At 65.5% G+C, this 24,470-nt stretch carries 22 protein-coding genes; 14 read left to right on the forward strand and 8 right to left on the reverse strand.

Annotated features, from left to right (window positions below; translation table 11 throughout):
• Positions 1-45: 45 nt before the first annotated feature.
• Both argE and argA read left to right on the forward strand, forming a co-directional pair.
• Complete coding sequence (gene argE / locus ECTHA_RS0105590; RefSeq protein ID WP_084306725.1) at positions 46-1,197, forward strand: acetylornithine deacetylase; 1,152 nt, start codon at positions 46-48, stop codon at positions 1,195-1,197.
• A 121-nt stretch (positions 1,198-1,318) separates the two neighbouring features.
• The gene (gene argA / locus ECTHA_RS0105595) at positions 1,319-2,674 is read left to right on the forward strand and encodes an amino-acid N-acetyltransferase (protein WP_029762685.1); all 1,356 of its coding nucleotides are present in this window, start codon (positions 1,319-1,321) and stop codon (positions 2,672-2,674) included.
• A gap of 7 nt (positions 2,675-2,681) precedes the next feature.
• On the opposite strand, the gene ECTHA_RS0105600 is transcribed toward argA, so the two are convergent.
• On the reverse strand, positions 2,682-3,344 hold the full coding sequence (locus ECTHA_RS0105600; protein ID WP_025282835.1) for an O-methyltransferase: 663 nt from the start codon (positions 3,342-3,344) through the stop codon (positions 2,682-2,684).
• A 161-nt stretch (positions 3,345-3,505) separates the two neighbouring features.
• Between ECTHA_RS0105600 and cpdA the strand changes: the two genes are divergently transcribed.
• Positions 3,506-4,312 (forward strand): 3',5'-cyclic-AMP phosphodiesterase, encoded by an 807-nt coding sequence (gene cpdA / locus ECTHA_RS0105605; RefSeq protein ID WP_025282836.1) that lies wholly within the window; start codon positions 3,506-3,508, stop codon positions 4,310-4,312.
• Positions 4,313-4,465: 153 nt separating this feature from the next.
• Here cpdA and glgX read toward each other — a convergent pair whose 3' ends face one another.
• Complete coding sequence (gene glgX, locus ECTHA_RS0105610) at positions 4,466-6,628, reverse strand: glycogen debranching protein GlgX (protein WP_025282837.1); 2,163 nt, start codon at positions 6,626-6,628, stop codon at positions 4,466-4,468.
• A 180-nt stretch (positions 6,629-6,808) separates the two neighbouring features.
• On the opposite strand from glgX, the gene ECTHA_RS17180 reads away from it, so the two are divergent.
• From ECTHA_RS17180 to ubiT, 3 genes are all read left to right on the forward strand, one after another.
• Complete coding sequence (locus ECTHA_RS17180; protein WP_051582582.1) at positions 6,809-7,888, forward strand: aminoglycoside phosphotransferase family protein; 1,080 nt, start codon at positions 6,809-6,811, stop codon at positions 7,886-7,888.
• A gap of 2 nt (positions 7,889-7,890) precedes the next feature.
• Positions 7,891-8,556, forward strand: coding sequence for an N-acetylmuramate alpha-1-phosphate uridylyltransferase MurU (murU, locus tag ECTHA_RS0105620; protein ID WP_025282839.1), 666 nt, complete (start codon positions 7,891-7,893; stop codon positions 8,554-8,556).
• Between the two features lie 94 nt (positions 8,557-8,650).
• Complete coding sequence (gene ubiT / locus ECTHA_RS0105625) at positions 8,651-9,175, forward strand: ubiquinone anaerobic biosynthesis accessory factor UbiT (RefSeq protein WP_025282840.1); 525 nt, start codon at positions 8,651-8,653, stop codon at positions 9,173-9,175.
• A gap of 128 nt (positions 9,176-9,303) precedes the next feature.
• Here the strand turns inward: ubiT and rimO are convergent, their stop codons facing one another.
• Complete coding sequence (gene rimO / locus ECTHA_RS0105630) at positions 9,304-10,611, reverse strand: 30S ribosomal protein S12 methylthiotransferase RimO (RefSeq protein WP_029762687.1); 1,308 nt, start codon at positions 10,609-10,611, stop codon at positions 9,304-9,306.
• A gap of 465 nt (positions 10,612-11,076) precedes the next feature.
• Between rimO and rpmE the strand changes: the two genes are divergently transcribed.
• A complete protein-coding gene (rpmE, locus tag ECTHA_RS0105635; RefSeq protein ID WP_025282842.1) occupies positions 11,077-11,280 on the forward strand; it encodes a 50S ribosomal protein L31 in 204 nt (67 codons plus the stop codon).
• 17 nt (positions 11,281-11,297) lie between these two features.
• Positions 11,298-12,098: a thermonuclease family protein gene (locus ECTHA_RS0105640; RefSeq protein WP_025282843.1), complete on the forward strand. Its 801-nt coding sequence runs from the start codon at positions 11,298-11,300 to the stop codon at positions 12,096-12,098.
• Between the two features lie 187 nt (positions 12,099-12,285).
• Here the strand turns inward: ECTHA_RS0105640 and ECTHA_RS0105645 are convergent, their stop codons facing one another.
• Together ECTHA_RS0105645 and ECTHA_RS0105650 are read right to left on the reverse strand one after the other, a co-directional pair.
• Positions 12,286-13,266, reverse strand: coding sequence for a malate dehydrogenase (locus ECTHA_RS0105645; RefSeq protein WP_025282844.1), 981 nt, complete (start codon positions 13,264-13,266; stop codon positions 12,286-12,288).
• A 161-nt stretch (positions 13,267-13,427) separates the two neighbouring features.
• Entirely contained in the window at positions 13,428-13,682 is a 255-nt protein-coding gene (locus ECTHA_RS0105650; protein WP_025282845.1) for a DUF6489 family protein, read from the reverse strand.
• Between the two features lie 170 nt (positions 13,683-13,852).
• Between ECTHA_RS0105650 and ECTHA_RS17185 the strand changes: the two genes are divergently transcribed.
• From ECTHA_RS17185 to ECTHA_RS0105680, 6 genes are all read left to right on the forward strand, one after another.
• Positions 13,853-14,731: a 5'-3' exonuclease gene (locus ECTHA_RS17185; protein ID WP_025282846.1), complete on the forward strand. Its 879-nt coding sequence runs from the start codon at positions 13,853-13,855 to the stop codon at positions 14,729-14,731.
• 128 nt (positions 14,732-14,859) lie between these two features.
• Positions 14,860-15,546, forward strand: coding sequence for a DUF1007 family protein (locus ECTHA_RS0105660; RefSeq protein WP_051582602.1), 687 nt, complete (start codon positions 14,860-14,862; stop codon positions 15,544-15,546).
• Complete coding sequence (locus ECTHA_RS0105665) at positions 15,534-16,655, forward strand: nickel/cobalt transporter (RefSeq protein ID WP_025282848.1); 1,122 nt, start codon at positions 15,534-15,536, stop codon at positions 16,653-16,655. The genes ECTHA_RS0105660 and ECTHA_RS0105665 overlap by 13 nt, the downstream gene beginning before the upstream one ends.
• A 2-nt stretch (positions 16,656-16,657) precedes the next feature.
• Positions 16,658-17,242 carry an rRNA large subunit pseudouridine synthase E gene (locus ECTHA_RS0105670; RefSeq protein WP_025282849.1) on the forward strand — a complete coding sequence of 195 codons (585 nt, stop codon included), beginning with the start codon at positions 16,658-16,660 and terminating at the stop codon, positions 17,240-17,242.
• Positions 17,243-17,467: 225 nt separating this feature from the next.
• Positions 17,468-19,510 (forward strand): transglycosylase SLT domain-containing protein, encoded by a 2,043-nt coding sequence (locus tag ECTHA_RS0105675; RefSeq protein ID WP_025282850.1) that lies wholly within the window; start codon positions 17,468-17,470, stop codon positions 19,508-19,510.
• A 12-nt stretch (positions 19,511-19,522) separates the two neighbouring features.
• Complete coding sequence (locus ECTHA_RS0105680) at positions 19,523-20,407, forward strand: fructosamine kinase family protein (RefSeq protein WP_025282851.1); 885 nt, start codon at positions 19,523-19,525, stop codon at positions 20,405-20,407.
• Here the strand turns inward: ECTHA_RS0105680 and rsmD are convergent.
• The 3 genes from rsmD to ECTHA_RS0105695 all read right to left on the reverse strand — a co-directional run bounded on the left by rsmD (position 20,397) and on the right by ECTHA_RS0105695 (position 23,736).
• On the reverse strand, positions 20,397-20,972 hold the full coding sequence (rsmD, locus tag ECTHA_RS0105685) for a 16S rRNA (guanine(966)-N(2))-methyltransferase RsmD (protein WP_238984776.1): 576 nt from the start codon (positions 20,970-20,972) through the stop codon (positions 20,397-20,399). The two genes, ECTHA_RS0105680 and rsmD, sit on opposite strands and share 11 nt — an antisense overlap.
• Complete coding sequence (locus ECTHA_RS0105690; protein ID WP_025282853.1) at positions 20,969-22,228, reverse strand: M16 family metallopeptidase; 1,260 nt, start codon at positions 22,226-22,228, stop codon at positions 20,969-20,971. The genes rsmD and ECTHA_RS0105690 overlap by 4 nt, the downstream gene beginning before the upstream one ends.
• Before the next feature lie 131 nt (positions 22,229-22,359).
• Positions 22,360-23,736 carry a M16 family metallopeptidase gene (locus ECTHA_RS0105695; protein ID WP_026623579.1) on the reverse strand — a complete coding sequence of 459 codons (1,377 nt, stop codon included), beginning with the start codon at positions 23,734-23,736 and terminating at the stop codon, positions 22,360-22,362.
• Positions 23,737-24,470: the final 734 nt, after the last annotated feature.

Raw genomic sequence — 24,470 nt, forward strand, 5'->3', positions numbered from 1 at the left:
TCATTGCTAGACCCCCTCCCCAAAGGCCCTTTACCGGAGCCCACCATGTCACACACTTCGCTAAACCACATGCTCAAGCGCCTCATCGAAATCCCCTCGGTGAGCAGCGTCTCGCCGAGCCACGACATGGGGAACCGTCCGCTGATCGACGAGCTGGCCGGCTGGTGCGAGGCGGGAGGCTTTCGAGTGGAGGTCAGGCCCCTGGAAGGCGTGGCCGACAAGGCCAACCTGGTGGCCAGCCTGGGCAAAGGGCCTGGCGGGTTGGTATTGGCAGGGCACACCGATACCGTGCCCTGCGATCCTCACCTGTGGTCCCAGGATCCCTTCCAGGGGGTCTTCCGTGACGACCGCCTGTACGGCCTGGGCAGCTGCGACATGAAGAGTTTCCTGGCCCTGGCCCTGGAGGCTGCAGCTGGTTTTGACCCAAAAGATTTCCGACACCCGCTGGTGATCCTGGCCACGGCGGACGAGGAAAGCTCCATGCGCGGGGCCCGGGCCATTGCTGAAGCCGGACAACCCCTGGGGCGCCAGGCGGTGATCGGCGAACCCACCAACCTGCGGCCCGTGCGCATGCACAAGGGCATTCTCATGGAAGGCATCCGGGTGACGGGGCAGGCCGGGCATTCCAGCGACCCCAGCCTGGGTAACAGCGCCCTGGAAGGCATGCATCGGGTGATGGGCGAGGTCCTGGCCTGGCGGGACGAACTCCAGGCCCGGCATCGCAACCCGCAGTTCCAGGTGGCGGTACCCACCCTGAACCTGGGTCACATACACGGCGGTGATAACCCCAACCGCATCTGCGGCCAATGCGAGCTGCATATCGACCTGCGCCCCCTGCCCGGCATGGAGCCCGACGCACTGCGCCAAACCCTGACCGAGCGCGTGGACAAGGCCCTGCAGGATACGGGCCTGGATCACGAGGTCTTCCGCCTGATTCCGGGCGTTCCCCCCATGGAAACGCCCGCCGACAGTGAACTGGTGAGGGTCACCGAGGAGCTCACCGGCCATGCCGCCGAGGCGGTCGCCTTCGGCACGGAAGGCCCCTTCCTGCGCCAGATGGACATGGACGTGGTGATCCTGGGCCCCGGCGACATCCGGCAGGCGCATCAACCGGATGAATACCTGGCCCTGGACCGCATCGAACCGATGCTGAAGATCCTGCGCGGCCTGATCCAGCGATTCTGCATCCATGCGTGACTTCCGCCGAACAGCGCGTTGACTCATCGGTTGCCCGCAGGCGGATCGCGCCGGTATTTGGCAGCGGGGCGGGCAATTGCTTATGATCGTGCCGCATACGCTCGCACCGCCTAAGGACCTGATGGCCTTGAAGAAAAACCCCACATCCCCCCATGTCGCCTGGTTCAGGGACGCCGCCCCCTATATCAACGCCCACCGGGAACGCACCTTCGTCATCTGTTTTGGTGGCGAGGCAGCCCTGCAACCGGGCTTTGCCGCCCTGTTGCACGATATCGCCATCCTGCAGACCCTGGGCGTGCGACTGGTCCTGGTGCACGGGGCGCGCCCGCAGATCGAGGAACGGCTGCGGGCGCGGGGGGCACAGATACAGTACGTGAACGGCCTGAGGCTCACCGACGATTCCGCCCTGCAGGCGGTCAAGGAGGCAGCCGGCTCGCTGCGCGCAGAGATCGAGGCGCTGTTGTCCATGGGGCTGGCCAACACCCCCATGTCCGGCGTGCGGGTGCGGGTATCATCCGGGAACTTCGTCACGGCGCGCCCGCTGGGCGTGCGTGATGGTGTGGACTATCAGCACACGGGCGAAGTCCGGCGGGTGGATACCGAGGGCATGAAACACCACCTGCAAGCCGGCGACATGGTCCTGCTGCCGCCCATGGGCTATTCCCCCACGGGCGAGATCTTCAACCTCACCGCCGAGGACGTGGCCACCGCCGCCGCCGCCGCCCTGGGGGCCGACAAGCTCATCTTCTTCAGCGACACCTCTGCTCTGCGCAACGCCAGCCGGCGTCCCATCACCCAGATGACCGCTGACCAGGCCCAGGCGCTCCTGAACGGTCGTCGTCGCCTGCCCGAGGAACTGGCCCTGCACCTGAAATGCGCCATCAGCGCCTCGCGGCAATCGGTGGAACGGGTGCACCTGGTGGATCGGAACCGGGACGGCGCATTGCTCATGGAACTCTACACCCGCGAGGGGGCAGGCACCCTGATCACCGGGGAGAACTACGAACGCCTGCGCCAGGCCACCATCGAGGATGTGGGCGGCATCCTGGAACTCATCCAGCCCCTGGAGGTGGAGGGCATCCTGGTGCGCCGCTCCCGGGAGCAACTGGAGCTGGAGATCGAGCGGTTTTACGTCATCGAGCGGGACGGCATGATCCTGGCGTGTGCCGCCCTGTACCCGTCCACGGAAGAGGCCGTGGCGGAAGTGGCCTGCGTGGCCGTGCACCCCGAACATCGGGGCGGTGGTCGCGCCGACATGCTGGTGGAACACCTGGAGGCCCAGGCCCGCCACCTGGGCATCACCCGGCTGTTCGTGCTCACCACCCGCACCGCCCACTGGTTCCGGGAGCGGGGGTTCGAGCCCGGGGAGATCCAGTCCCTGCCCATCAGCCGGCAGCAGATGTACAACATCCAGCGAAATTCAAAGATCTTCATCAAGCCACTGCAGCCCCGACACACGCGTCGCAAGCTCGCCTGAGACAATCTCAGCGCTTGCGGGCCAGGGTGAGGCCGTCGCCGATGGGCACCAGACTCACCGTCACGCCCGGGTCCTCGTGGGCCAGGGCGTTGAAGGCGCGAATGGACTCTGTATCGGGTTCGTGGTCGTTCGGGTCGGCCACCCGGCCACCCCACAGAGTGTTGTCCAGGCAGACCACTCCGCCCGGGCGCATCAGGCGCAGACAGCGCCGATAGTAATTCACGTAATTGGCCTTGTCGGCGTCAATGAAGCACAGGTCGAACCGACCCGCCTGACCGTCCGCCAAGAGCCCATCCAGGGTGTCCAGAGCCGGCGCCAGGCGCAGGTCAATGCGGTCGGCCAACCCTGCCTCGGCCCAGTAACGACGGGCGATGGCCGTCCACTCCTCGCTGATGTCGCAGCAGACCAGCTGACCATCCTCCGGCATGGCCCCCGCCATCCACAGAGCGCTGTAACCGGTGAAGGTACCGATCTCCAGGATGCGCCGCGCCCCCAGCAACTCCACCAGCAGGCCCAGAAACTGGCCCTGCTCGGGCGCCACCTGCAGGTTGTGTTCGGGCATATGGGCGGTTTCCTCCCGCAGGCACCGATACAAGGCGGGCTCCCGCAGGGAGACCGAGCGCATGTAGGCCTGCAGGCGCTCGTCCATGGGCGTGGTCAGGTTGGACATCAGGTGACTCCTTGGCGTGCTGTGTCGTCGGGCCGTGACGGTTCCGTCAGAGCTTTGTCAGAGAATTCGGTTATACTTCGCCCATCCGGAGACAGGATGATGTCTTTTTATACACTTTCTGTCTGGAAAATGCCTTATCCCGGCTCACGGAGGTAGTCATCATGAGCGATATGGGCGCGCACGTCTCACCACTGCGAATCCTTCAGATCACCGATCTCCACCTATGCCCGCAACCGGGAGATGTCATGGGGTCGGGCATCAACACCGATGATAGCCTCCAGCGTGTGCTCGCGCAGGTCAAGCGACAGGAGCCACACCTGGACCGGGCGCTGGTGACGGGGGATCTGGTTCACGATCCGGTGCCCGAGGCCTACCAGCGGGCGAGCAAACAGCTGAACGCCCTGCCCTGCCCGGTGCATTGCCTGCCCGGCAACCATGATGATGCCGACCTCATGGAGGATACCCTTGCAGGCAGCAACCTGCATTGCGGCAAGATTCTGAGTCTGGATGACTGGCTTGTCGTCCTGCTCAACAGTGCGGTACCGGAAGGGAGTCACGGCAGACTGGAAGACACCGAGTTGGACCTGCTGGAGGAAAGCCTGTCCCGACACCCGGCAAGGCATGCACTGATCTGCCTGCATCATCCGGTGATCCCCGTGGGCACCCCCTGGATGGATCGCATCGGCCTGCGCAACGCCGATGACTTCTGGGGAGTCATCGATCAGCACGACAAGGTGCGCGGCGTGCTCTTCGGTCACGCCCATCAGGCAGTGGACCAGACCCGCAACGGCGTGCGCCTGCTGTGCGCGCCTTCCACCGGTGCACAGTTTGCACCCGGGAGTCAGACCGTGCGTCTGGATGACCTGCCACCCGGTTACCGGCGTCTGGACCTGTTCCCGGATGGCCGTATCCACACCCGGGTGGAATACCTGCCCCAAGCCCCCGCATGGCGGCTGTGTGGATCCTGAGGCAGACCCAGGCATCCACTCCTTCGGCAACGCCGCCATTCGCGGCCAAGGGCCGCTCCCACGGGGGCATGACCATTCCAGGTACCACTGATTCGTGTACCCGCTTCCCTGTGGCAGCGGGCCGGTCTGCGAACGGGAGGCACCCACTGCGACTCATTCGATGCCATTGCTGGTACGCGGCACGGGTCGGCTGGCATTGATCATCAGCACCAGGGAGCGCCCCTGCAGCGGGTAGACCTCGTGGCTGTGGAACTTGCGATGGTCCGGACGGGGTCCGCGGGGGTAGACCGTATCCAGGAGCACATCCCAACGGGTACGCTCCGGTTGGGCGGGCAGCCGAAAGGAGATGGCCTCGTGATTCGAATTCATCAACAGCAGCATGTCGGTGTCCCGCACCCGGCGGCCGCGCTCGTCATACTCCTCGAACAGGTCACCAGCGATGAACATGCCCAGGCTGCGGGCGAAACCCTGCTGCCAGTCCTCGTCGTCCATTTCCTCGCCATCGGGTCGGATCCAGGCCAGATCCTTCACGCCAGCCCCCATGATGGGGCGCCCCTGAAAGAAATGCCGCCGCTTCAGCGCGGGGTGCTCGCGTCGCAGGGTGATCAGGTATTGCACGAAGGGCAACAGGTCACGGCCATATTCGTCCAGGGCCCAGTCCATCCAGGAAATCTCGTTGTCCTGGCAATAAGCGTTGTTGTTGCCTTGCTGACTGCGACCGCGCTCATCCCCGGCCAACAGCATGGGGATGCCCTGGGAGAGGAACAGGGTGGACAGGAAATTGCGCTTCTGCCGCGCCCGAAGGTCCATGATGTGCTTGTTGCGGGTGGCCCCTTCCTCGCCACAGTTCCAGGAAAGGTTGTGGCTCTCGCCGTCCCGGCCTTCCTCACCATTGGCCTCGTTGTGCTTTTCGTTGAAGCTCACCAGGTCATCCAGGGTGAAGCCATCGTGACAGGTCACGAAGTTGATGCTGGCATAGGGCCTGCGACCGCTGGATTCGTACAGATCCGATGAACCGGTGAGACGATAGGCCATATCGCCGATCAGCCCGTCCTCGCCTTTCCAATAGGCCCGCACCGTATCCCGGTACCGTCCGTTCCATTCGGTCCAGCCCACCGGGAAGTTGCCCACCTGATAGCCCCCCTCGCCCAGATCCCAGGGTTCGGCGATCAGTTTCACCTGGGACAACACCGGATCCTGATGGATGATGTCGAAGAAGGCCCCCAGGCGATCCACTTCGTGCAGCTCACGCGCCAGCGCCGAGGCCAGGTCGAAACGGAAGCCGTCCACGTGCATCTCCTGCACCCAATAGCGCAGAGAGTCCATGATCAACTGCAGCACCCGGGGGTGCTGCATGTTCAGGGTGTTGCCGCAGCCGGTGTAATCCATGTAATAACGCTGATCATCGTGCACCAGCCGGTAATAGGCCCGGTTATCGATACCGCGAAACGACAGGGTGGGCCCCAGGTGACTGCCCTCGGCCGTGTGGTTGTACACCACGTCCAGGATGACCTCGATCCCCGCCGAATGCAGCGTCTTCACCATGGTCTTGAACTCGTTCACATGCCCCGATGCGCTGTAACGCATGTCCGGCGCGAAGAAGGACATGGAATTGTAGCCCCAGTAATTGCGCAGCCCCTTCTCCACCAGGTGCCTGTCATCCAGAAAGGCATGCACCGGCATCAACTCCACCGCCGTCACGCCCAGGCGCTGCAGATAGGAGACCACCGGCGCCGTGGCCAACCCGGCGTAGGTACCGCGCAGCTCCGGGTGCACCCTGGGATGCTGGGCGGTGAATCCCTTCACATGCAGCTCGTAGATGACCGTCTCGTGCCAGGGGGTCTTCGGCGGCTTGTCATCCCCCCAGGTGAAGGCCGTGTCAATCACCTGCCCCTTGGGCATGCCGGGGGCTGAATCCCGCTTGTCCATGACCAGATCCGCCTCTTCGGCGCCGATGTGGTAACCAAACAGCGCATCGTTCCATTTCACCTGACCATGCAGGGCCTTGGCGTAGGGGTCGATGAGCAGCTTGTTGGGATTGAACCGATGCCCGGCGGCCGGATCGTGAGGCCCATGCACCCGGTAGCCATAGAGCAGCCCCGGGCGCGCCTCCGGCAGGTAACAATGAAAGACCTGATCGGTATGCCAGCGCATCTCGATGCGCTCCAGTTCCCGCCGGCCACTTTCGCTGAACAGGCACAGCTCCACCCGCTCGGCATGCTCGGAAAACAGCGCGAAATTCACCCCTTCACCATCCCAGGTGGAACCCAGGGGATAGGGACTGCCGGGCCAGATGGCCCAGTTCGGTTGGCTCATGCGGATAACCTTCTGCGCCTGTGGGCGCCCATGGAAAACACGCGGCCGCTACGACCACTCGTACTATGATCACCCGACCATCACCCTGTCGGTCAATGGCCACCGGGGCATTGGCTGAGGCTGCGGGCGTGTAATAATGACACGGCGCAAGAAACACCGCTCCGGAGAGCCTCGCCCCCCATGACAGCCCTCATCAGTGAACCGGACCAGCGACTTGAGGCCATGCAGGAATGGCTACGGGAAACCCTGGGGCCCGAGACGCCCGAACCCACCCTCCTGTCGGCCGATGCCAGCTTTCGCCGTTATTTCCGGCTACGGGATCACAACACCTCCCGGGTGATCATGGACGCCCCGCCCGACAAGGAGTCCGCGGAAGACTTCGTCCATATAGCCGACATCCTGCGGGAACTGGGCCTGAGCGCGCCCCGCATCCATGCCTTTGACCAGACCCAGGGGTTTCTTTTGCTTGAAGACCTGGGTGATCACACCTTCAGTCGTGCCCTGGGCGAGGGGGCCGACGAGGCGGGCCTTTACCGCCTGGCCACCGACACCCTCGTTGAACTGCATCGCAACTGGTCACGCCATCATACCCGCCGCGTCCCCCCTTACGACGAGGCCGCGCTGCTGCGCGAGGCCGATCTGTTCACTCAATGGTACTGGCCCGAGGCCTTTGACACCCCGTGCGAAGCCCACGTGCAGCAAAGATTCCAGCAGGCCTGGCAACAGGCCCTGGAGCCGGTGTACCGGCTGCCCCCCACCCTGGTACTGCGAGACTACCACGTGGACAACCTGATGGTGCTGGCGGGCCGCCAGGGTGTGGCTGCCTGCGGACTGCTGGACTTCCAGGATGCCCTGATCGGCTCGCCCGCCTACGACCTGGTCTCCCTGCTGCGGGATGCCCGCCGGGACGTGGACCCCGTCGTGGCCGAGACCATGGTGGCCCGCTACCGGGATGCCTTCCAGGGCCTGGACGCCAACACCCTGGACGACAGTTTCTGGATACTCGGGGCGCAGCGCACCACCAAGATCATCGGCATCTTCACCCGCCTGTGGCGACGCGACGGCAAACCCTCGTATCTGCGTCACCTGCCCAGGCTGTGGCGCCTGCTGGAACAGGAACTGGCCCATCCGGCGCTCACCCCGGTACGCCAGTGGTTCGACGCCCACCTGCCGCCCGAACGGCGCCTGGCCTTGCAGGCCGGCGTGCTGGCGTGCTCCGACAACGCCCTTTCCCGAATCGGCATCCGGCCGGGGGCCTGAACATGCATGCCATGATCCTGGCAGCCGGTCGCGGCGAGCGCATGCGCCCGCTCACCGATCACACGCCCAAGCCCCTGCTGTGCGCCGGAGGCCGCCCGCTCATCGTGCATCACCTGGAGCGCCTGGCAACCGCCGGCTATCGACAGGTGGTCATCAACCTGGCCTGGCGGGGCGAACAGATCCGCGATCACCTGGGTGAGGGTCGCCCGTGGGGCCTGAACATCCGGTACTCCCCAGAGCCCGAGGCACTGGAGACCGGTGGCGGCATCCGTCAGGCCTTGCCGCTGCTGGAATCCGATCCCTTCCTGGTGATCAATGGGGATGTCTGGTGCGACCACCCGCTCGCCCCGCCCACGCTGGCCCACGACACCCTGGCCCACCTGGTCCTGGTGGACAATCCGCCGCATCATCCCGGGGGGGACTTCCGGCTTCAGGAAGGACGGGTGCATCACGGCGTGGCAGACGCAGCCCCTTGCCTGACCTTCTCCGGCATCGGCTGGTACCGTCCGGCCCTGTTCGCGGATGCCCCCATCGGCGCCTTCCCCCTGGCCCCGCTGCTACGCCAGGCCATGGATCGCGGCCAGGTGAGCGGCGAACATCACCGCGGACAATGGCTGGACATCGGCACCCCCGAACGACTGGCGGCGCTGGACCGACAATTGACCTGATCCCACCGCCCGGCTTGGGACAAAACCCAATCCCCGCTAGACTTACCCCAAGGATTCAAGGCCAAACCGACCTTCTCGACAGGTACCCAACACCATGCAACTGCCCAAACCACCCGTCCTGCTCCCCCTCGGCGTCGCCCTGCGACTGCTGCCCGACGCCGTTCATACACGCCTCTTCTCGGCCCTGGTCAATCACCTGCTCAAGGGACAACCGGCCGCGGAAGAGCTGGGCCCACTGGAAGGCAAGCGCATCTGCCTATCGGTCACGGATCACCATGGGGGCGTCTGCTTTCTGGTGAAGGAAGGCGGCGTCACCCCCTGGGACTGCAAGGCCGACGACGACTGGGACGTGCGCATCCGCGGCCGCCTCGAAGACTTCTGGCGCCTGGCTGCCCGCGCCGAGGACCCGGACACCCTGTTCTTCAGCCGCCGCCTGGACCTGGAAGGCGAGACCGAGGCCGGCCTGTACCTGAAAAACCTTCTGGACACCGCCGAGCCCGACTGGGAAAGCCACATCCACGCGGTGCTGGGAGAACGCGCCGGGTCCAAGGCCGTCAGCATGCTCAATCAGCTGGGCCTGGGCAAGCTGCTGCCGGGGGGGCTGCACCCTACCCAGTAGACATACTCCCCGCATCAGAGGCCCCTCTCCCGCCTGCGGGTGAGGGGTTGCGGTGAGGGCCGTCGTCAGCACCATACCCACCGCCCCCCTCTTCCCCAGTTCTTCACCCCCAAGGCGAGAAGAGAGATTCAGGTGCGCCTGCCAAACAAGTCGTGCTCGGAGGCCGCTTCCACCTCCACCTCCGCAAACTCACCCACAGCCAGCCCCGCACCGTCCTCCACGAACACCAGACCATCCACCTCCGGCGCGTCTGCCGCCGAACGCGCAATCGCCGTCCCCTCGGCATCGATCTCATCCACCAGCACAGTCAACGTCTGCCCCACGCGACGGCCCAGGCGGGCCTGACTGATCTCCGCCTGCACTTCCATGAAACGCGCCAGACGCTCCTCCTTCACCGCTTCGGGCACCGCGTCGGGCAAGGCATTGGCCGGCGCGCCCTCCACTGCCGAATAGGTAAAGCAACCCACCCGATCCAGCTGCGCTTCCTGAATGAAATCCAGCAACTGCTGAAAATCCGACTCCGTCTCCCCGGGGAAGCCGACGATGAAGGTGCTGCGCAGGGTCAGATCCGGACAGATCTCGCGCCAGCGATGAATCCGCTCCAGCACCCGCTCCGTGGCCGCTGGCCGGCGCATGGCCTTGAGCACCCGTGTGCTGCCATGCTGCAGGGGCACATCCAGATAGGGCAGGACGCGACCCTCGGCCATCAGCGGGATCAGATCATCCACGTGGGGATAGGGATACACATAGTGCAGGCGTACCCACACGCCCAGGCTGCCCAGGGCCTCGGCCAGGTTCTGCACATGGGTACGCAGCGGCCTGCCACCCCAGAAACCCGTGCGGTATTTCACATCCACCCCGTAAGCACTGGTGTCCTGGGAGATGACCAACAACTCGCGCACCCCGGCCTCCACCAAGCGCTCTGCCTCGGCCATCACCTCGCCCACCGGGCGACTCACCAGATCGCCCCGAAAATGCGGGATCACACAGAAACTGCAGCGATGGTTGCAGCCTTCGGAGATCTTCAGGTAGGCGTAGTGGCGCGGGGTCAGACGCACGCCCTGCGGCGGCACCAGGCTCTGATAGGGGTCGTGCGGGGCTGGCAGATGCGCGTGCACCGCGCCCATCACCGCCTCGAAGGCATGGGGACCGGAGACCGCCAGCACCCCCGGGTGCGCAGCCCGCACCTTATCCGCATCCGCACCCAGACACCCGGTGACGATCACCCGCCCGTTCTCCGCCATGGCCTCGCCAATGGCCTCCAGAGACTCGGTGACCGCCGCATCGATGAATCCGCAGGTGTTCACCACCACCAGGTCGGCGTCCTGATAAGTGCCGGTGATGCCATAGCCCTCCGCCCGCAATCGGGTGAGGATATGCTCGGAGTCCGACAACGCCTTGGGGCAGCCCAGGCTGACGAAACCCACCTGGGGCATCACCTCCTGCGGGCCGCTCACGATGCCCGCCCGGTACGGATGTCCGCCAGAAGGGGCGGGCATTTATGCACACCGGGGATCAAGGGCGTCGCAGTGCATACACGCTTATCTCCCAGACCGCAACAGGTCGTGTTGAACAAATTTAACTCCAATAAAAACAGACGGTTGAAAACATGTACAAAAAATGACCGATTTGACTCGAGCCGTGTCGGCACGCGCCCTGGAGGCACTTTACCCCAATTCATCCACATAGTTATCCACAGGTTTTGTGGAAAACAGGAGAAAATGAAGTGCCGGGGAGGATTTAGCTGCAAAGACTCAAGTCACGTTTGGAAAAAAGCGGGTAAACCGAGCGACCGATCTTCCGGGCTCATCGCCTGGCCCGGGCCGGGCCTTGCCACCCGAAGCGGGGTCCAGTATATTACTCGTCTTTTTTCAGCGCTACAGGCTTTCGAGGGTGCTTGCATGAAGCCGGAAATCCATCCTGATTACCATGAAGTGAACGTGACCTGCAGTTGCGGGAATGCGTTCCAGACCCGCTCGACTCACAAAGGCGACGCCCTGAACGTGGAAGTCTGCTCTGCATGCCATCCGTTCTACACCGGCAAGCAGAAGATTCTCGACACGGCCGGGCAGGTGGACAAGTTCCGTCGCCGCTACGGTATGTAATGCCGGGGGCATGCCCCATGGCAAGAAGGTTCGAATGGGGCACAAGGGCGCCGTGGATCGGCGCCCTTGTTGCGTTATGCCTGGGCACTGCCCAGGCGGCCGACCTGCCCGACAGTTGTGGCGGACCGCAGGGTCGCACCAGCCAGGGTCAGGTGGACCACGTCTATGACGGCGACACCGTACGCCTGACCAATGGCACGCGGGTGCGCCTCATCGGCCTGGACACGCCCGAGATCTTCTGGCGTGAACAGACCGCCGAGCCTTACGGCCACGAGGCCCGGGATGCTCTCGTGGAGTTACTGAGGGAGCACGACAACCAGGTGCTCCTGGTGCACGATGCGGAACGCAAGGACCGTTATCAACGCACCCTGGCCCACCTGTTCACACCTGACGGCCAGCCCATCACCGCCCTGATGCTGCGCCAGGGCCTGGCCACGGCCCTGACCATCCCCCCCAACGACTGGCATGTGGAGTGCTACCGGGACACCGAGGCACTCGCCCGTGGCGAGGCCCTGAGGATCTGGTCGCTGGAGCACCTGGAAGCCTTCGAGGCAGAGGAACTGCCCCGTGATGCCGAGGGCTTCCGGATCGTCACAGGAGAAGTGGTGCGCATAGGGCTGAGCCAGCGCGCCCACTGGATCAATCTTGAGGGCAATGTCGCCTTTCGCATCGACCGGGAAGACATGCAGTACTTCCCCGACCTGGATATCGACGCCCTGCGTGGCGAACAGGTGGAGGGTCGCGGCTTCGTCTACACCCACCGAGGCCAACCCCGAATCCGCATCCGGCACCCAGCGGATCTGCGCATCCTGGACTGAACCTTAACGTGAAAGCACCCAGGTTCAGCTACGGAAGCTCCCTATCCCCCATGGGGGACAAGGGCTGGGGATGAGGGGGTGGGGGAGGCACTGTGCCGGCCCTCGCCCCTCACCCCAACCCCTCTCCCCTCAGGGGAGAGGGGCTCAATATGGGGGAAAGAGGGGCGGGTCTGCCCCCCGTTTCTGATCAGGGCAGCAGGTGTGCCACCCCGTCACGCTCCTCGCGCAGTTCCTGCTCCGTGACCTGCATGCGCTCACGACTGAAATCATCGACCTCCAGCCCCTGCACGATGCTGTAGTCCCCGCCCTTGCAGGTGACCGGGAAGGAATAGATCAGACCCTTCTCGATGCCATAGCTGCCATCGGAGGGCACAGCCATGCTCACCCAGTCACCGTCCGGCGTGCCCATCACCCAGTCGCGGATGTGATCCACAGCGGAACTGCCGGCGGAAGCGGCGCTGGAGGCACCACGGGCCTTGATGATGGCGGCGCCACGCTGCTGCACGGTGGGAATGAAGTCAGACTCGTACCAGTCCCGCGGCACCAGACCGGACGCGGCATCGCCCTTCACCATGGCCTGACTGATATCCGGGTACTGGGTGGCAGAATGGTTGCCCCAGATGATCATCTTCTTGATGTCCGTCGTGGAAGCACCGGTCTTGCCCGCCAACTGCGCCAGGGCACGGTTGTGATCCAGACGGGTCATGGCAGTGAAATTGCGCGGGTTCAGGTCCGGGGCATTGCGCTGGGCGATCAGGGAATTGGTATTGGCAGGGTTACCCACCACCAGCACCTTCACGTCGCGACTGGCCACAGCATTCAGCGCCTTGCCCTGCTCGGAGAAGATGGCCGCATTGGCCTCCAGCAGATCCTTGCGCTCCATCCCCGGGCCACGTGGGCGAGCACCCACCAGCAGGGCCACGTCTGCCTTGTCGAAGGCCACTTCCGGCTTGTCGGAGGTGGTGATCCCCGCCACCAGCGGGAACGCGCAGTCTTCCAGTTCCATGACCACACCGCGCAGCGCGTCCATGGCCGGAGTGATTTCCAGCAACTGCAGGATCACCGGTTGGTCCTTGCCCAGCATGTCGCCCGAGGCGATGCGGAACAGCAGGCTGTAGGAGATCTGGCCAGCAGCGCCGGTAACGGCGACGCGCATGGGGTTCTTCATGAAGCTACCTCCAGTAAAGTCTTTAATAGGGTGTAAATGCTCGATTCCGGGCGCCGCACCCTGGGGCCAGCGGCTCGGAAACGGACAAAGGATACACCTCCACCCCTTGGTTTTCCGCATGGCCTCCGATCGTGAGCCGATGCCCGGCCCATCGTGGGGGCCTATTTTTTGTTGTCGTCCTTGCTGCCACTCTGGGTAAAGGCCTGCCAGAACAGCTTCTGCATGGCATCCATGTTGGCCACGCCGCTCTGCATCAGCGGCTGCATCATGGCCAGGGATTCGTAACCCTGCTGCCCCTCGCGCATGCGCTTGGCGACATCCTCCATCATTTCCTTCTGAAGAGGAGCCACATCGGGCAGGCCCAGAAAGGCGCGGATTTCTTCGGGGGTGGCATCCACCTCCACATTGATCTTCATGGAAACTCCTTCGCCTGTCAGTTGTTGCAATGCTGTGACCGGGGAGGACAAAAGTAAAGTCGCACGGCGTGTTGCCCCACCCCATGCGCACACGTTACCAAAACCTGCCCAACCGCGCAGGGGTGCCTTCAGGATGGCCCTGCTGCATCGCGGCAGGTAAACTGCGACCGGTGAACACACCCACCTACCTGATCGACTCCAGCATCTTCGTCTTTCGCGCCTGGTTCGCCCTGCCCGAGACCATCACCTGCCGCGACGGCCACCCGGCCAATGCAGCCCATGGCTTCGTGCGCTTCGTGCACACCCTGCTGCAAAGCGAACGACCGGCCCGTATCGCCTTTGCATTCGATGAAAGCCGGGGCACCTCCTATCGCCATGCCCTCTACCCCGCCTACAAGGCCAACCGCCCACCGGCCCCCGAAGAACTCAAGCGCCAGTTCGGCTGGTGCCGGGAATTCGTGAATGCCCTGGGTCTGGCCCACGTATCCAGCCCCACCTTCGAAGCCGATGACCTCATTGGCACACTCGCCGCCAGGGAACGCCAGGAAGGTCGCGCGGTCGTATTGGTCACCGGCGACAAGGACCTCTCCCAGCTCGTTCATGAGGACGACCTTTGGTGGGACCCGCACCGCAGTCAGCGGCTCAACCCCCAGGGTATTGAAAAGCGCCTGGGGGTGCGCCCCGACCAGGTGGCGGATCAGTTGGCCCTGGCCGGAGACAAGGTGGACAACATCCCGGGCATCCCCGGTGTGGGCATGGCCACCGCGGCCCGCCTGCTGCGCCGTACCGACACCCTGGAGGCCCTGCTGGAGGACATCCCGGCCATTGCCCACATGCCCATACGCGGTGCCAAACGGCTCATGGGCCTGGTGGACACCCACCGCGACACGGTGCAACTGGCTCGTCAGCTCACAGGCATCCACTGTGAGGCCGATCTGCCGGCAGGGTTGAACCTGGAGCGCCGGCGTCCGGATGGGGCTCGACTGGGAGACCTGATGGACCAACTGGCCCTGCCCCCGTCCCGGCGATTTGACTGGGACAGGATCTAGACAGGCGCCCCACCCGGAGCGGGAGCCCGTCCCTTCGGCACCCAAAGGCACGGCCCGGCAGGGGAGCCGTTCAAGGCGCCCCTTGGGTTTTGGCACAATACAGCCCCTCGTCGTCACGCGTGGAGACCATGGACCTACACACCCATACCGCCAGCACCGGACAATGCACACGCCCCCTTCGCCGGGCAGTGGCGCTCGCCCTGCTGCTCACCCTGCTCTGGGCAGCCCCGGCCCACAGCCACCCCCATGCCTGGATCGACCTGCAGGTCAGCGCCGTCTTCAATGACGAGGGCCACATCACCCAACTGCGCCAGGCCTGGCTCATGGACCCCTTCTACAGCACCTTCCTGCTGGACGACATGGCCCAGGACGCCAGCGGCGACACCCAGGAAGAACAACTGGACAGCATCGCCCGGCAGATCATCAAGAACCTGAGGGATTACCACTACTTCACCGAGATTCATCATGGCGACACCGCCATCCAGGACGCCAGGGCGGAAAACCCCCGACTGGTTCAGAAACAGCGGCGCCTGGAACTGAGCTTCACGCTCAGCTTCGAGCAACCGCTGGACCCCGCCGATGCCCCCCTGAAGTACGCGGTGTTTGATCCCACCTACTTCATCGAGATCCTGCATGCCGAGAGCGGCGGCATCCACCTGGAGGGCGGCTCCGAGCGCTGTGACATGGACCTGCGCATCCCCCGCCCCGACCCTGCCATGGTGGCCCGGGCCGCCATGCTGGACTTCGACCAGCAGGGCGACCCCAACATGGGTAAACACTTCGCCGAACGGGTGACCATCGAATGTTCCCGCTGATCATCCTCCTCATCGCCGCCCTGCTCATCCCCGGGCCTGCCTCAGCCTCCCCACTGACCGGCGGCGACCCGGACCAGGAAAGCACAGAGCAGCAGGAAGCCCCGGCAGAGGCCACGGGAACCGACAGTCTCCTGGACCGCTTCGTCGCCTGGACCATCACCCAGCAACGGGCCCTGCATCGCCAGCTGGCCGACGGCATGGAGGCCCTGCAGGATGCCCCCACGGCGGCCAATGCCGGCGCCTTGATCCTCATCAGCTTTCTCTACGGCATCTTTCACGCCGCCGGGCCCGGCCATGGCAAGGCGGTGATCACCACCTACCTGCTCACCCATCGGCAGCACATGCGCAGAGCGCTGACCCTGTCCTTCGCCGCCGCCCTGATGCAGGGGCTTACCGCCATCATCGCCGTGGCCACCGTGCTGTTCGTCATCGGCCGCACGGCCCGGGATGCCATGGGGCAGGCACCGGCGCTGGAACAGGCCAGTTTTGCCCTGGTGGCCCTGCTGGGGGCCTGGCTCATGCTGCGGGCACTCCGACAGTTGATCCGCATCGCCCGGGAGCGACGCCGTCGCCGTGCGCCCACGCTTTCCCCCGCGGCGGGCGCCGCGCCGGTGTTCATGGCGGGGCCGTCACAGTCAGGGACGCCCGCCCCCCTCGCTCCGTCCATGAACGGCCCGTCCATGAACGGCCATGCAGCCCATCATGAACACGGCCCCCATTGCGGCTGCGCCCATCACGTGGACCCGGCCCAGGCTGCCCGTGCCGACAGCGTCTGGGCCATGCTGGCCACGGTGACAGCCGTGGGCATCCGTCCCTGTACCGGGGCCATCCTGGTCCTGGTCGTGGCCCATATCATGGGCCTGTGGACTGCCGGGATCGCTGCGGTGCTGGCCATGTCCATCGGCACGGCCATCACCGTATCCATCCTGGCCATCATGGCCGTGCAGGCCCGCACCCTGGCCACGCGACTCTCCGGCGGGCTGGGCGTCAAGACGCAGGTCGCCGCCCACGGCGTGGGCCTGCTGGGCGGGATGCTCATCCTGGGCATGGGACTGATCCTGCTCCTGGGCAGCTTCACCACCCGCGTGCCCCACCCCATGGGACTCTAGCCATGACCCGCTCCCGACATAAACCTCAGGACTCAGGCAAGGAGCCGACCCGCATCATCCTGTTCAACAAGCCCTTTGACGTGCTCACCCAGTTCACTGACAAGGAGGGTCGCAAAACCCTGGCCGACTTCATCCCGGTGCCCGGCGTGTATGCCGCCGGTCGCCTGGACCGGGACAGTGAGGGCCTGTTGGTGCTTACCGACAACGGTCAGCTTCAGGCGCGCATCAGCCACCCGGATCACGCCATGAGCAAGACCTACTGGGCCCAGGTGGAGGGCATCCCGGACGACGCAGCCCTCAAGGCCCTGTGCGACGGCGTGGAATTGCGTGACGGCCTGACCCAGCCCGCCCGCGCGCGACTGATGGAAGAACCCGCCAGCCTCTGGCCCCGTGACCCACCGATCCGCGAGCGTCGTCAAATCCCCACCGCCTGGGTGGAACTCACCCTGTCGGAGGGCCGCAACCGTCAGGTCCGGCGCATGACCGCCGCCGTGGGCCATCCGACCCTGAGACTGATCCGTTACCGCGTGGGCTCATGGACGCTCGACGGCCTGGTGCCTGGGGCATGGTATGCCCTGCACCCTTGATCCGGCATCACCCGTGGTATCGCAGCCTCCCCCCTGTGGGACCGGGCCTGCCCACGCATGCGAAGGCATCCCAAGACACCGGCATTCGCGGCCAAGGGCCGCTCCCACGGGGCCTCGTCATTCCAGAGGCCGCTTCCACAGTGATGTCCCTTGCAGGAACCTGCGTCACGGTCTTAGAGTCGGTCATTGAAGTGAACCGGGCACCTACCCGGAAGGGGTTTATTGATGTCATCGATCCGACTGGCCGGCCTGCTCATTCCGGTCCTGCTCTTGCTGCCGGGAATGGCAGCGGCCCTCATCTCCGAGACCACCGCCGAGCGCGCCGCCTTCGAGCGCGCCGAATCGGCCCTGAACCGCGGCGATCGCCAGGCCTTCCAGAGTGGCGTCAAGGCCCTCCAGGATTACCCCCTGCTGCCCTACCTGCTGCATGCCGATCTGAACAAACGCTTCTCGCAGCTTCGCCCCGGCGAGGTGGAGCAGTTCCTGGAGCGCTGGGGCGATACCCCCCCGGGGCGCCGCCTGCAGATCCGCTGGCTCACCCAACTGGCCCAGGATGAAGACTGGACGACCTATCGGGAACACTATCGTGAGGGGCTGGGCACCACCCTCACCTGCCACCATCACACGGCCCTGCTCAGGACAGGGCAGCGCCAGCGCGCCTTGGAGGGCGTGGAGGAACTCTGGCTGGTGGGCCGTTCCCAGCCCGATGCCTGCGACCCCATCTTCAATGCCTGGCGGGATGCAGGCCGCCTCACCCCTGAACTGGCCTGGGGCCGCTTCAGCCTGGCCATGGAGGCAGGCCAACCCGGCCTGGCCCGGTACCTGCGCCGCTACATGCCCGAAGAGGACCGGACCTGGGCCAACCGCTGGGTCTACCTCCACGAAGACCCGAAACGCATCAGTGACATCAACTGGCGGGCCGATACCCATCCCCGCGCCAGCGAAATCATCACCCATGCGTTCAATCGCCTCACCCGCCGGGATCCGCGCGAGGCCCTGGAGATCTGGGAAAGCTCGGATTCCGACTGGGGCCTGAGCCGCCAGGACGCCCTGGACACCCAGCGCTTCATCGCCCTGCGTCTGGCCGTGCGGGAACGCCAGGATGCCCTGCCCCACCTGGCATCCCTTTCCCATGCGGTTTTTGACGACACACTCCGGCAATGGCAGGCCCGCGCCGCCTTGGCGGGTCAGGACTGGGAGGCCGTGGCCCGGACCATCACCCACATGTCGGCCGACAGCCGCGAAGAGGATGTCTGGCGCTACTGGCATGCCCGTGCGCTGGAACAGATGGGCGACGACAGGAGTGCCCGTGCCCTATACGCGCAGGTGGCCGAGAGCCGCAACTTCTATGGCTTTCTTGCCGCCGACCGCATCAATGCCCCGTATCGCATCGGCCACCGCCCGCTGGACGTGGAATCCGGTCGTCTGCAGGACGTCGCCCGGAACGACACCCTGCGTCGCGCCATGGAACTGCGCGCCCTGGGGCGCCATATCGACGCTCGCCGGGAGTGGTTCCACCTGCAGAACCAACTGGAAGGCGACGACCTGGCCGCCGCTGCCATCCTGGCTCGCAGCGTGGGCTGGCACGACCGGGCCATCTTTGCCGCGGCCCGGGCCCAGCGGTTCGACGACATCGACCTGCGCTTCCCTCTCGCGCACGCCCGACTGATCACCGAAAAGGCCTCCGCACAGGGCATCAACCCCGCCTGGGCCATGGCCGTGGCCCGTCAGGAAAGTGCCTTCATGGAAGACGCCCGCTCCCACGCCGGCGCCCTGGGACTGATGCAGATCATGCCCGCCACCGGTCGTTCCATGGCCCCCAACGTGGGCCTGAGCATCAATCACAACCTGCAGTTGCTGGATCCCGAAGTGAACGTGAGCATCGGAACCTATTACCTCAAGCGCAATCTGGAGGGTTTTGGCGGCCATCCCATGTTGTCCACCGCCGCCTACAACGCGGGGGCGGGCCGGGTGCGCAGCTGGCTGCCCGAGGATGCCGTGCCCGCGGATGTGTGGGCCGAGTTGATTCCCTTCCGCGAGACCCGCGACTATGTGCGCCGGGTGCTGGCCTACCAGGTGATCTACGAGGTGCGCATGGGCCTGACCCCCACCACCCTGAGCAGCCTGCTGCCCCCGGTGACGCCCCGCTCCCGCCTGAGCCAGTCGCAGATCCTGCATCAGACCCGCTGGTCCGGCGACGACAACCTGAGCCAGCCGCTGACGCAGATCTGTGATGCGCCGGGGTATACCGAGAACCCCTGTCTGTAAGCAAGGTAGACCATGACCCTCTGGCAAAACCTCTCCAACCAGATCACTCAAGCCAGCGGCGAGTGCTTCACCCTCAAGAACTACCGGGGGGCCGGCGGCGGCTGCATCAACGAGGCAGCCGTGCTGGAAGGCAAGGACGGGCGCAGCTTCTTCGTCAAGCTCAACCGCCCGGACCTGAAGGACATGTTCGCCGCCGAGGCCGAAGGCCTGCAGGCCCTGGGAGAACCAGGAGAGATCCGCGTTCCCACGCCCCTGTGTCATGGCATCACCGATGGACGCAGCTATCTCATCATGGAGCACATCCCCCTGGGCGGGCCGCGCAACTCACGAGCCTTCGGCGAGCAACTGGCCCGGTTGCACCAGCACACCCAGCCCCGCCATGGCTGGCACCGGGACAACACCATCGGCAGCACGCCGCAGATCAACACCTGGAGCGACGATTGGGTGCATTTCTGGCGTGAGCACCGCCTGGGCTATCAGTTGGGCCGTGCGCACGACCAGGGCGCCGGTCGGACCCTGGTGGAAGCCGTGGAACAGTTGATGGCATCCCTGCCGGCCTTCTTCACGAACTATCGGCCACAAGCCTCGGTGCTGCACGGTGACCTGTGGGGCGGGAATCACGACTCGGACGCCCAGGGGAACCCGGTGATCTTCGATCCCGCGGTGTACTACGGGGACCGGGAGACGGACGTGGCCATGACGGAACTGTTTGGTGGCTGTGACCGGGATTTCTACGCCGCCTATGACGCCACGTGGCCGCGCGATCCGGGCTATGGGGTTCGCAAGGACCTGTACAACCTGTACCACCTGCTGAACCACTTCAACCTGTTTGGCGGTGGCTATGCGGGTCAGTCGGAGCGGTTGGCACGGCGGTTGCTGGCGGAGGTCAAGGGATAAGAACCAACACCCCCCTCACATCCCCCGCCCGGGTCTCCCGCAGCACCTCCCAGCCCTCGGGCAATTTTGGTGCGAACGCATCCGACTCGTGCTCCAGATACACCCGCGCCCCCGGGCGCAACAGCCCGGGGCGCTCCAGGCATTCGATGGCGTCCACGAGCAGGCCCTGCCGGTAGGGCGGATCCAGAAACACCAGATCAAAGCCCTCCTCGCACTGCCGCAGATACCCCAGTCCATCCCGCGCCTGAACCTCCATCTGTTCAGCGCCCAGGGCTGCCACCTGCTCCCGCAGGTGGGCCTCCAGCCGGGGATCGCGTTCCACCACCACCACCCTGGCAGCCCCCCGGGACGCCGCCTCAAACCCCAGCGCCCCGGATCCGGCGAACAGATCCAGGCATCGGGCCCCGGGCAGCACCGGCTGCAGCCAGTTGAACAGGGTCTCCCGCACCCGATCCGGAGTGGGCCTCAGGCCCGGCGCATGGGGCACCGGCAGGCGACGGCTGCGCCACTGTCCGCCGATGATCCGCAGCCGCCCGGGGGCGCCCCGGCGCGGCGCGCCCCTCAACCCTCGCCTCCGACGATCACCGTGACCAGGCGCTCCGGATCCACCCGGCGGGCAAAGGCCTCGTTCACCTGTTCCGGCGTGAGGGCCTCCACCTCATCGGTAAAGGTGTCCAGGAAATCCAGGGGCAGGCCATAAAAGCCCATCATGGCCACATGATCCAGGATCCCGGAATTGCTGGCCGTGCGCAGCGGGAATCCACCCACGATATTGCGCACGCTGGCGTTGAGCTCATCCTCGTCCAGGCCCTGGGCCACGAAGTTTTCCAGAGTGTCGCGCATCACGCCGATGGCCTCATCCGCCTGATTCACCTGGGTCTGCACCCCCATGAGGAAGGGCCCGCTCCGGGACATGGGTGAGAAATAACTGAACACGCTGTAGGCCAGCCCCCGCTGGGTGCGCACCTCATCCATCAACCGGGAAGTGAACCCGCTGCCCCCCAGGCGGTGATTGCCCACATAAAGGGGAAAGTAGTCCGCATCCCCACGGGCCATGCCGGGCTGCCCCATGAACACATGCACCTGCTCGGACGGGAAGGACACCCGCACCGTCTCGGCGGATTCCAGGGGTTCCACCTCCGGCAGTGCCGGTGCCGCTTCCCCCTCGGGCAGGGCCTCGGACACCCGCTGGGCCAGGGCCTCGGCCTGCTCGCGATCCAGACCGCCCACCAGGGCCAGCACGCCGTTACGGGCCACGTAGTAGCGCTCGTGGAAGGCCTTCAGGTCATCCGTGGTCACGGATTCAAGCCCCTCCTGGGTGCCGATGGGCATGCGCGCATAGGGATGATCGCCGTATACCGTTTCGAAGAAGGTGCGCCTGGCAATGGCACCCGGGTTCTGCTCCTGGGCCTGCAGGGCCACCAGGGCCTGACGTCGGGCCCGGTCCAGCCCGCGCTGCTCGAAACGGGGCTGACTCACGGTGGTCACGAAGGTCTCGACCGCCGTCTCCATCCAGTCTGCCTCGGTCAGGGTCCGCAGCGAGGCCATGGCCATGTCCCGTTGCGAATTGCTGCTGAACTGGGCACCCACGCCCTCGAATCGCTCGGCGATGGTATCCGCATCCCAGTCCGCGGCCCCATCGGAGAGCAGGCTGTTGGTGAGTCGTGCCAGGCCGGGCTGATCTCCATCCCGGGCACTGCCGCCATGGAAGACCAGTCGCATATCCACCATGGGGAGGGCCGGCGCGGGCACGAAATACACCTTCAGCCCGTTGTCGGTCTCCCAGTGCTGGATATCACCCTCACCGGCTGTGGCACCCATTGGGACCCCAAGCGCCAGGGCCAGCGCCACAACCAAGCCTTTCCACCCGTGGGAGCGGCCCTCGGCCGCGAATATCGAAGTCACCGTACGATCCTCCTCAGCAATCCGGATTCCAGTCATGATCCACCTCCTCACCGCAGATGGCCTTCGAAGTAGGTCGGCGGATCATCCGGATCGATGGGCTGGGGATCCAGCCAGGCCACGGTACGCTGATCCGGGTCGAAATAACGCCGCGCCACTTCCTGTACCTGCTCCGCCGTGACCGCACGCACCCGCTCGGCAAAGCGTTCGCCTTCCTCCCATGACAACCCCACGCTCTCCAGCATCCCCAGTTGCATGGCCTGCCCCTGGATGGAGTCCCGGCGGTACACGTCCCGGGCCACCACCTGCGCCTTCACCCGCTCCAGTTCCGACTCTCTGATGGGTTCATCCTTGAGCCGCTCCAGTGCCTCGATCAAGGCCTGCTCCACCTGGTCACGATCCGCGTCGGCAGAGGGCGTGGCACGCACCATGAACAGGTTGTCCAGACGCGAGAACGGTGTGTAGCTCACCCCCGCCGAGGCCACCAGTTCCCGCTCCCGCTCCAGTTCCCGGGGGATGCGGGCGCTCTCGCCGCCATCCAGCACTCCGGCGGCCACCAGCAGGGCATAGGGCTCCCAGGACTCCTCAGCCGTAAGCAGTACCGGCACCTTGTAGCCCATGAGCAACTGCGGCACCCGGGCCGGGGCCTTCACGGTGATGCGCCGCTCACCCAGCTGACGGGTCTCGGTGCGGGACTTCACCTGGGGCAGATCCCGGGCCGGGATGTCGCCGAAACGGGCCCTGGCCATCTCATGCACCTCATCGGGGTCGACATCCCCCACCACCACCAGAATGGCGTTATTGGGGGCATACCAGCGGTCATACCAGTCGCGCAGGTCGGCCACGGTGTATTCGTCGATATCCACCATCCAGCCGATCACCGGGATGCCATAGGGGCTGTTGAGCCAGGCCGTGGCATTGAAGTGTTCCCGGGTCAGGGCATTGGGGTTGTCCTCGGTGCGCAGCCGGCGCTCCTCACGCACCACCCGCATCTCCTGGATGAATTCATCCTCGGGGAGTGCCAGGTTCTGCATCCGGTCGGCTTCCAGCTCCAGCGCCCGGTCCAGATGCCTGGCGGCCAGTTGCTGGAAGTAGGCCGTGTAATCGCGGCTGGTAAAGGCGTTCTCGCGCCCGCCCAGTTCGGCGATGATCCGCGAGAACTCCCCGGCAGGATATTCCTCGGTACCCTTGAACATCATGTGCTCCAGGGCATGGGAGATCCCGGTGATGCCCCCATGTTCATGACTGGAACCCACCCGGTACCAGACCATGGACGAGACCACCGGCGCCCGGGTGTCGGGTCGCACCAGCACCTTCATGCCGTTGTCGAGTTCGAATTCGTGGACCTCACTCCCTGGCCCGGCCAGCGCGGGGCCATTGCCGAACAGGAGCAGTGCAAAGCAAAGCAGCAGGGCCTTCTGTTTCATTTCGGCAGACGTTCCTCAGTGGTAGGATGTGGCAACTCGATCACCGTAGACCTTCTCAACCCATGTTCGGTTTCCGAAAAAAGAAAAAGCCCGCAGAGCCCACCCAGGCTCCGAAACCTTCCGAGGCCCCCAAGTCCTCCGAGGGAGGCGAGAGCTTCGAGGCCCTGGAGATCATCGAGGCCCCCGAGAGTATCAGGTCTCCCCGAAGGGACAAGGCCGACCCCGCCCCGAAGGAGGCCCCCGCACCCCAGGCCCGCACCGAGGCCCCCGAGCCCGCAGAAAAACCGTGGGAGCGGCCCCCGGCCGCGAAGCCGGAACCCGAGAAGGCCCCTGCACCCACGGCTCAGCCCCCTCGGCCCGCAGCGCCCCCGAAGACGCCGACGGAGCCCTCCCCGGTGGCGAAAGCGCCCCCTGCCCGGCATCCCGAGCCCGGCAAGGCCCCGGCGAGCGCCCCCCCTGCCGCCGAGCCCGCAAGGCAGACGCCCCCAAAGACCCCGACACCCGAAGCCCGGGCCACCCAGCCGCCCCCGGCACCGGCACCGTCCCCCGATCAGGCCCGCAAACCCGAGCCCTCCCGGACTCAGCCCCCCCAGGCCCGCACCGAGGCCCCCAAGCCCCCGGAAAAACCGTGGGAGCGGCCCCCGGCCGCGAAGCCGGAGCCCAGCAAGGCCACCACAGCCGAAGCCCCGTCGCCCCAGCCCACCAAGGCCCCCGAACCCAAGTCCGCGGAGCCC

The sequence above is a fragment of the Ectothiorhodospira haloalkaliphila ATCC 51935 genome (genome assembly GCF_000633935.1).
GTDB lineage: Bacteria > Pseudomonadota > Gammaproteobacteria > Ectothiorhodospirales > Ectothiorhodospiraceae > Ectothiorhodospira > Ectothiorhodospira haloalkaliphila.

Excerpts from the sequence above, each read along its gene's own strand:
- ECTHA_RS0105690 (WP_025282853.1), bottom strand. The coding sequence starts at position 22,228 with ATGGGTGCCACAGCCGGTGAGGGTGATATCCAGCACTGGGAGACCGAC.
- rpmE (WP_025282842.1), top strand. The coding sequence starts at position 11,077 with ATGAAGCCGGAAATCCATCCTGATTACCATGAAGTGAACGTGACCTGC.
- ECTHA_RS0105670 (WP_025282849.1), top strand. The coding sequence starts at position 16,658 with ATGACCCGCTCCCGACATAAACCTCAGGACTCAGGCAAGGAGCCGACC.
- ECTHA_RS0105660 (WP_051582602.1), top strand. The coding sequence starts at position 14,860 with ATGGACCTACACACCCATACCGCCAGCACCGGACAATGCACACGCCCC.
- ECTHA_RS0105600 (WP_025282835.1), bottom strand. The coding sequence starts at position 3,344 with ATGTCCAACCTGACCACGCCCATGGACGAGCGCCTGCAGGCCTACATG.
- ECTHA_RS0105680 (WP_025282851.1), top strand. The coding sequence starts at position 19,523 with ATGACCCTCTGGCAAAACCTCTCCAACCAGATCACTCAAGCCAGCGGC.
- ECTHA_RS0105675 (WP_025282850.1), top strand. The coding sequence starts at position 17,468 with ATGTCATCGATCCGACTGGCCGGCCTGCTCATTCCGGTCCTGCTCTTG.
- rimO (WP_029762687.1), bottom strand. The coding sequence starts at position 10,611 with ATGCCCCAGGTGGGTTTCGTCAGCCTGGGCTGCCCCAAGGCGTTGTCG.
- ubiT (WP_025282840.1), top strand. The coding sequence starts at position 8,651 with ATGCAACTGCCCAAACCACCCGTCCTGCTCCCCCTCGGCGTCGCCCTG.
- argA (WP_029762685.1), top strand. The coding sequence starts at position 1,319 with ATGGCCTTGAAGAAAAACCCCACATCCCCCCATGTCGCCTGGTTCAGG.
- ECTHA_RS0105665 (WP_025282848.1), top strand. The coding sequence starts at position 15,534 with ATGTTCCCGCTGATCATCCTCCTCATCGCCGCCCTGCTCATCCCCGGG.
- argE (WP_084306725.1), top strand. The coding sequence starts at position 46 with ATGTCACACACTTCGCTAAACCACATGCTCAAGCGCCTCATCGAAATC.
- ECTHA_RS0105650 (WP_025282845.1), bottom strand. The coding sequence starts at position 13,682 with ATGAAGATCAATGTGGAGGTGGATGCCACCCCCGAAGAAATCCGCGCC.
- cpdA (WP_025282836.1), top strand. The coding sequence starts at position 3,506 with ATGAGCGATATGGGCGCGCACGTCTCACCACTGCGAATCCTTCAGATC.
- ECTHA_RS0105640 (WP_025282843.1), top strand. The coding sequence starts at position 11,298 with ATGGCAAGAAGGTTCGAATGGGGCACAAGGGCGCCGTGGATCGGCGCC.
- murU (WP_025282839.1), top strand. The coding sequence starts at position 7,891 with ATGCATGCCATGATCCTGGCAGCCGGTCGCGGCGAGCGCATGCGCCCG.
- ECTHA_RS0105645 (WP_025282844.1), bottom strand. The coding sequence starts at position 13,266 with ATGAAGAACCCCATGCGCGTCGCCGTTACCGGCGCTGCTGGCCAGATC.
- ECTHA_RS17180 (WP_051582582.1), top strand. The coding sequence starts at position 6,809 with ATGACAGCCCTCATCAGTGAACCGGACCAGCGACTTGAGGCCATGCAG.
- ECTHA_RS0105695 (WP_026623579.1), bottom strand. The coding sequence starts at position 23,736 with ATGAAACAGAAGGCCCTGCTGCTTTGCTTTGCACTGCTCCTGTTCGGC.
- glgX (WP_025282837.1), bottom strand. The coding sequence starts at position 6,628 with ATGAGCCAACCGAACTGGGCCATCTGGCCCGGCAGTCCCTATCCCCTG.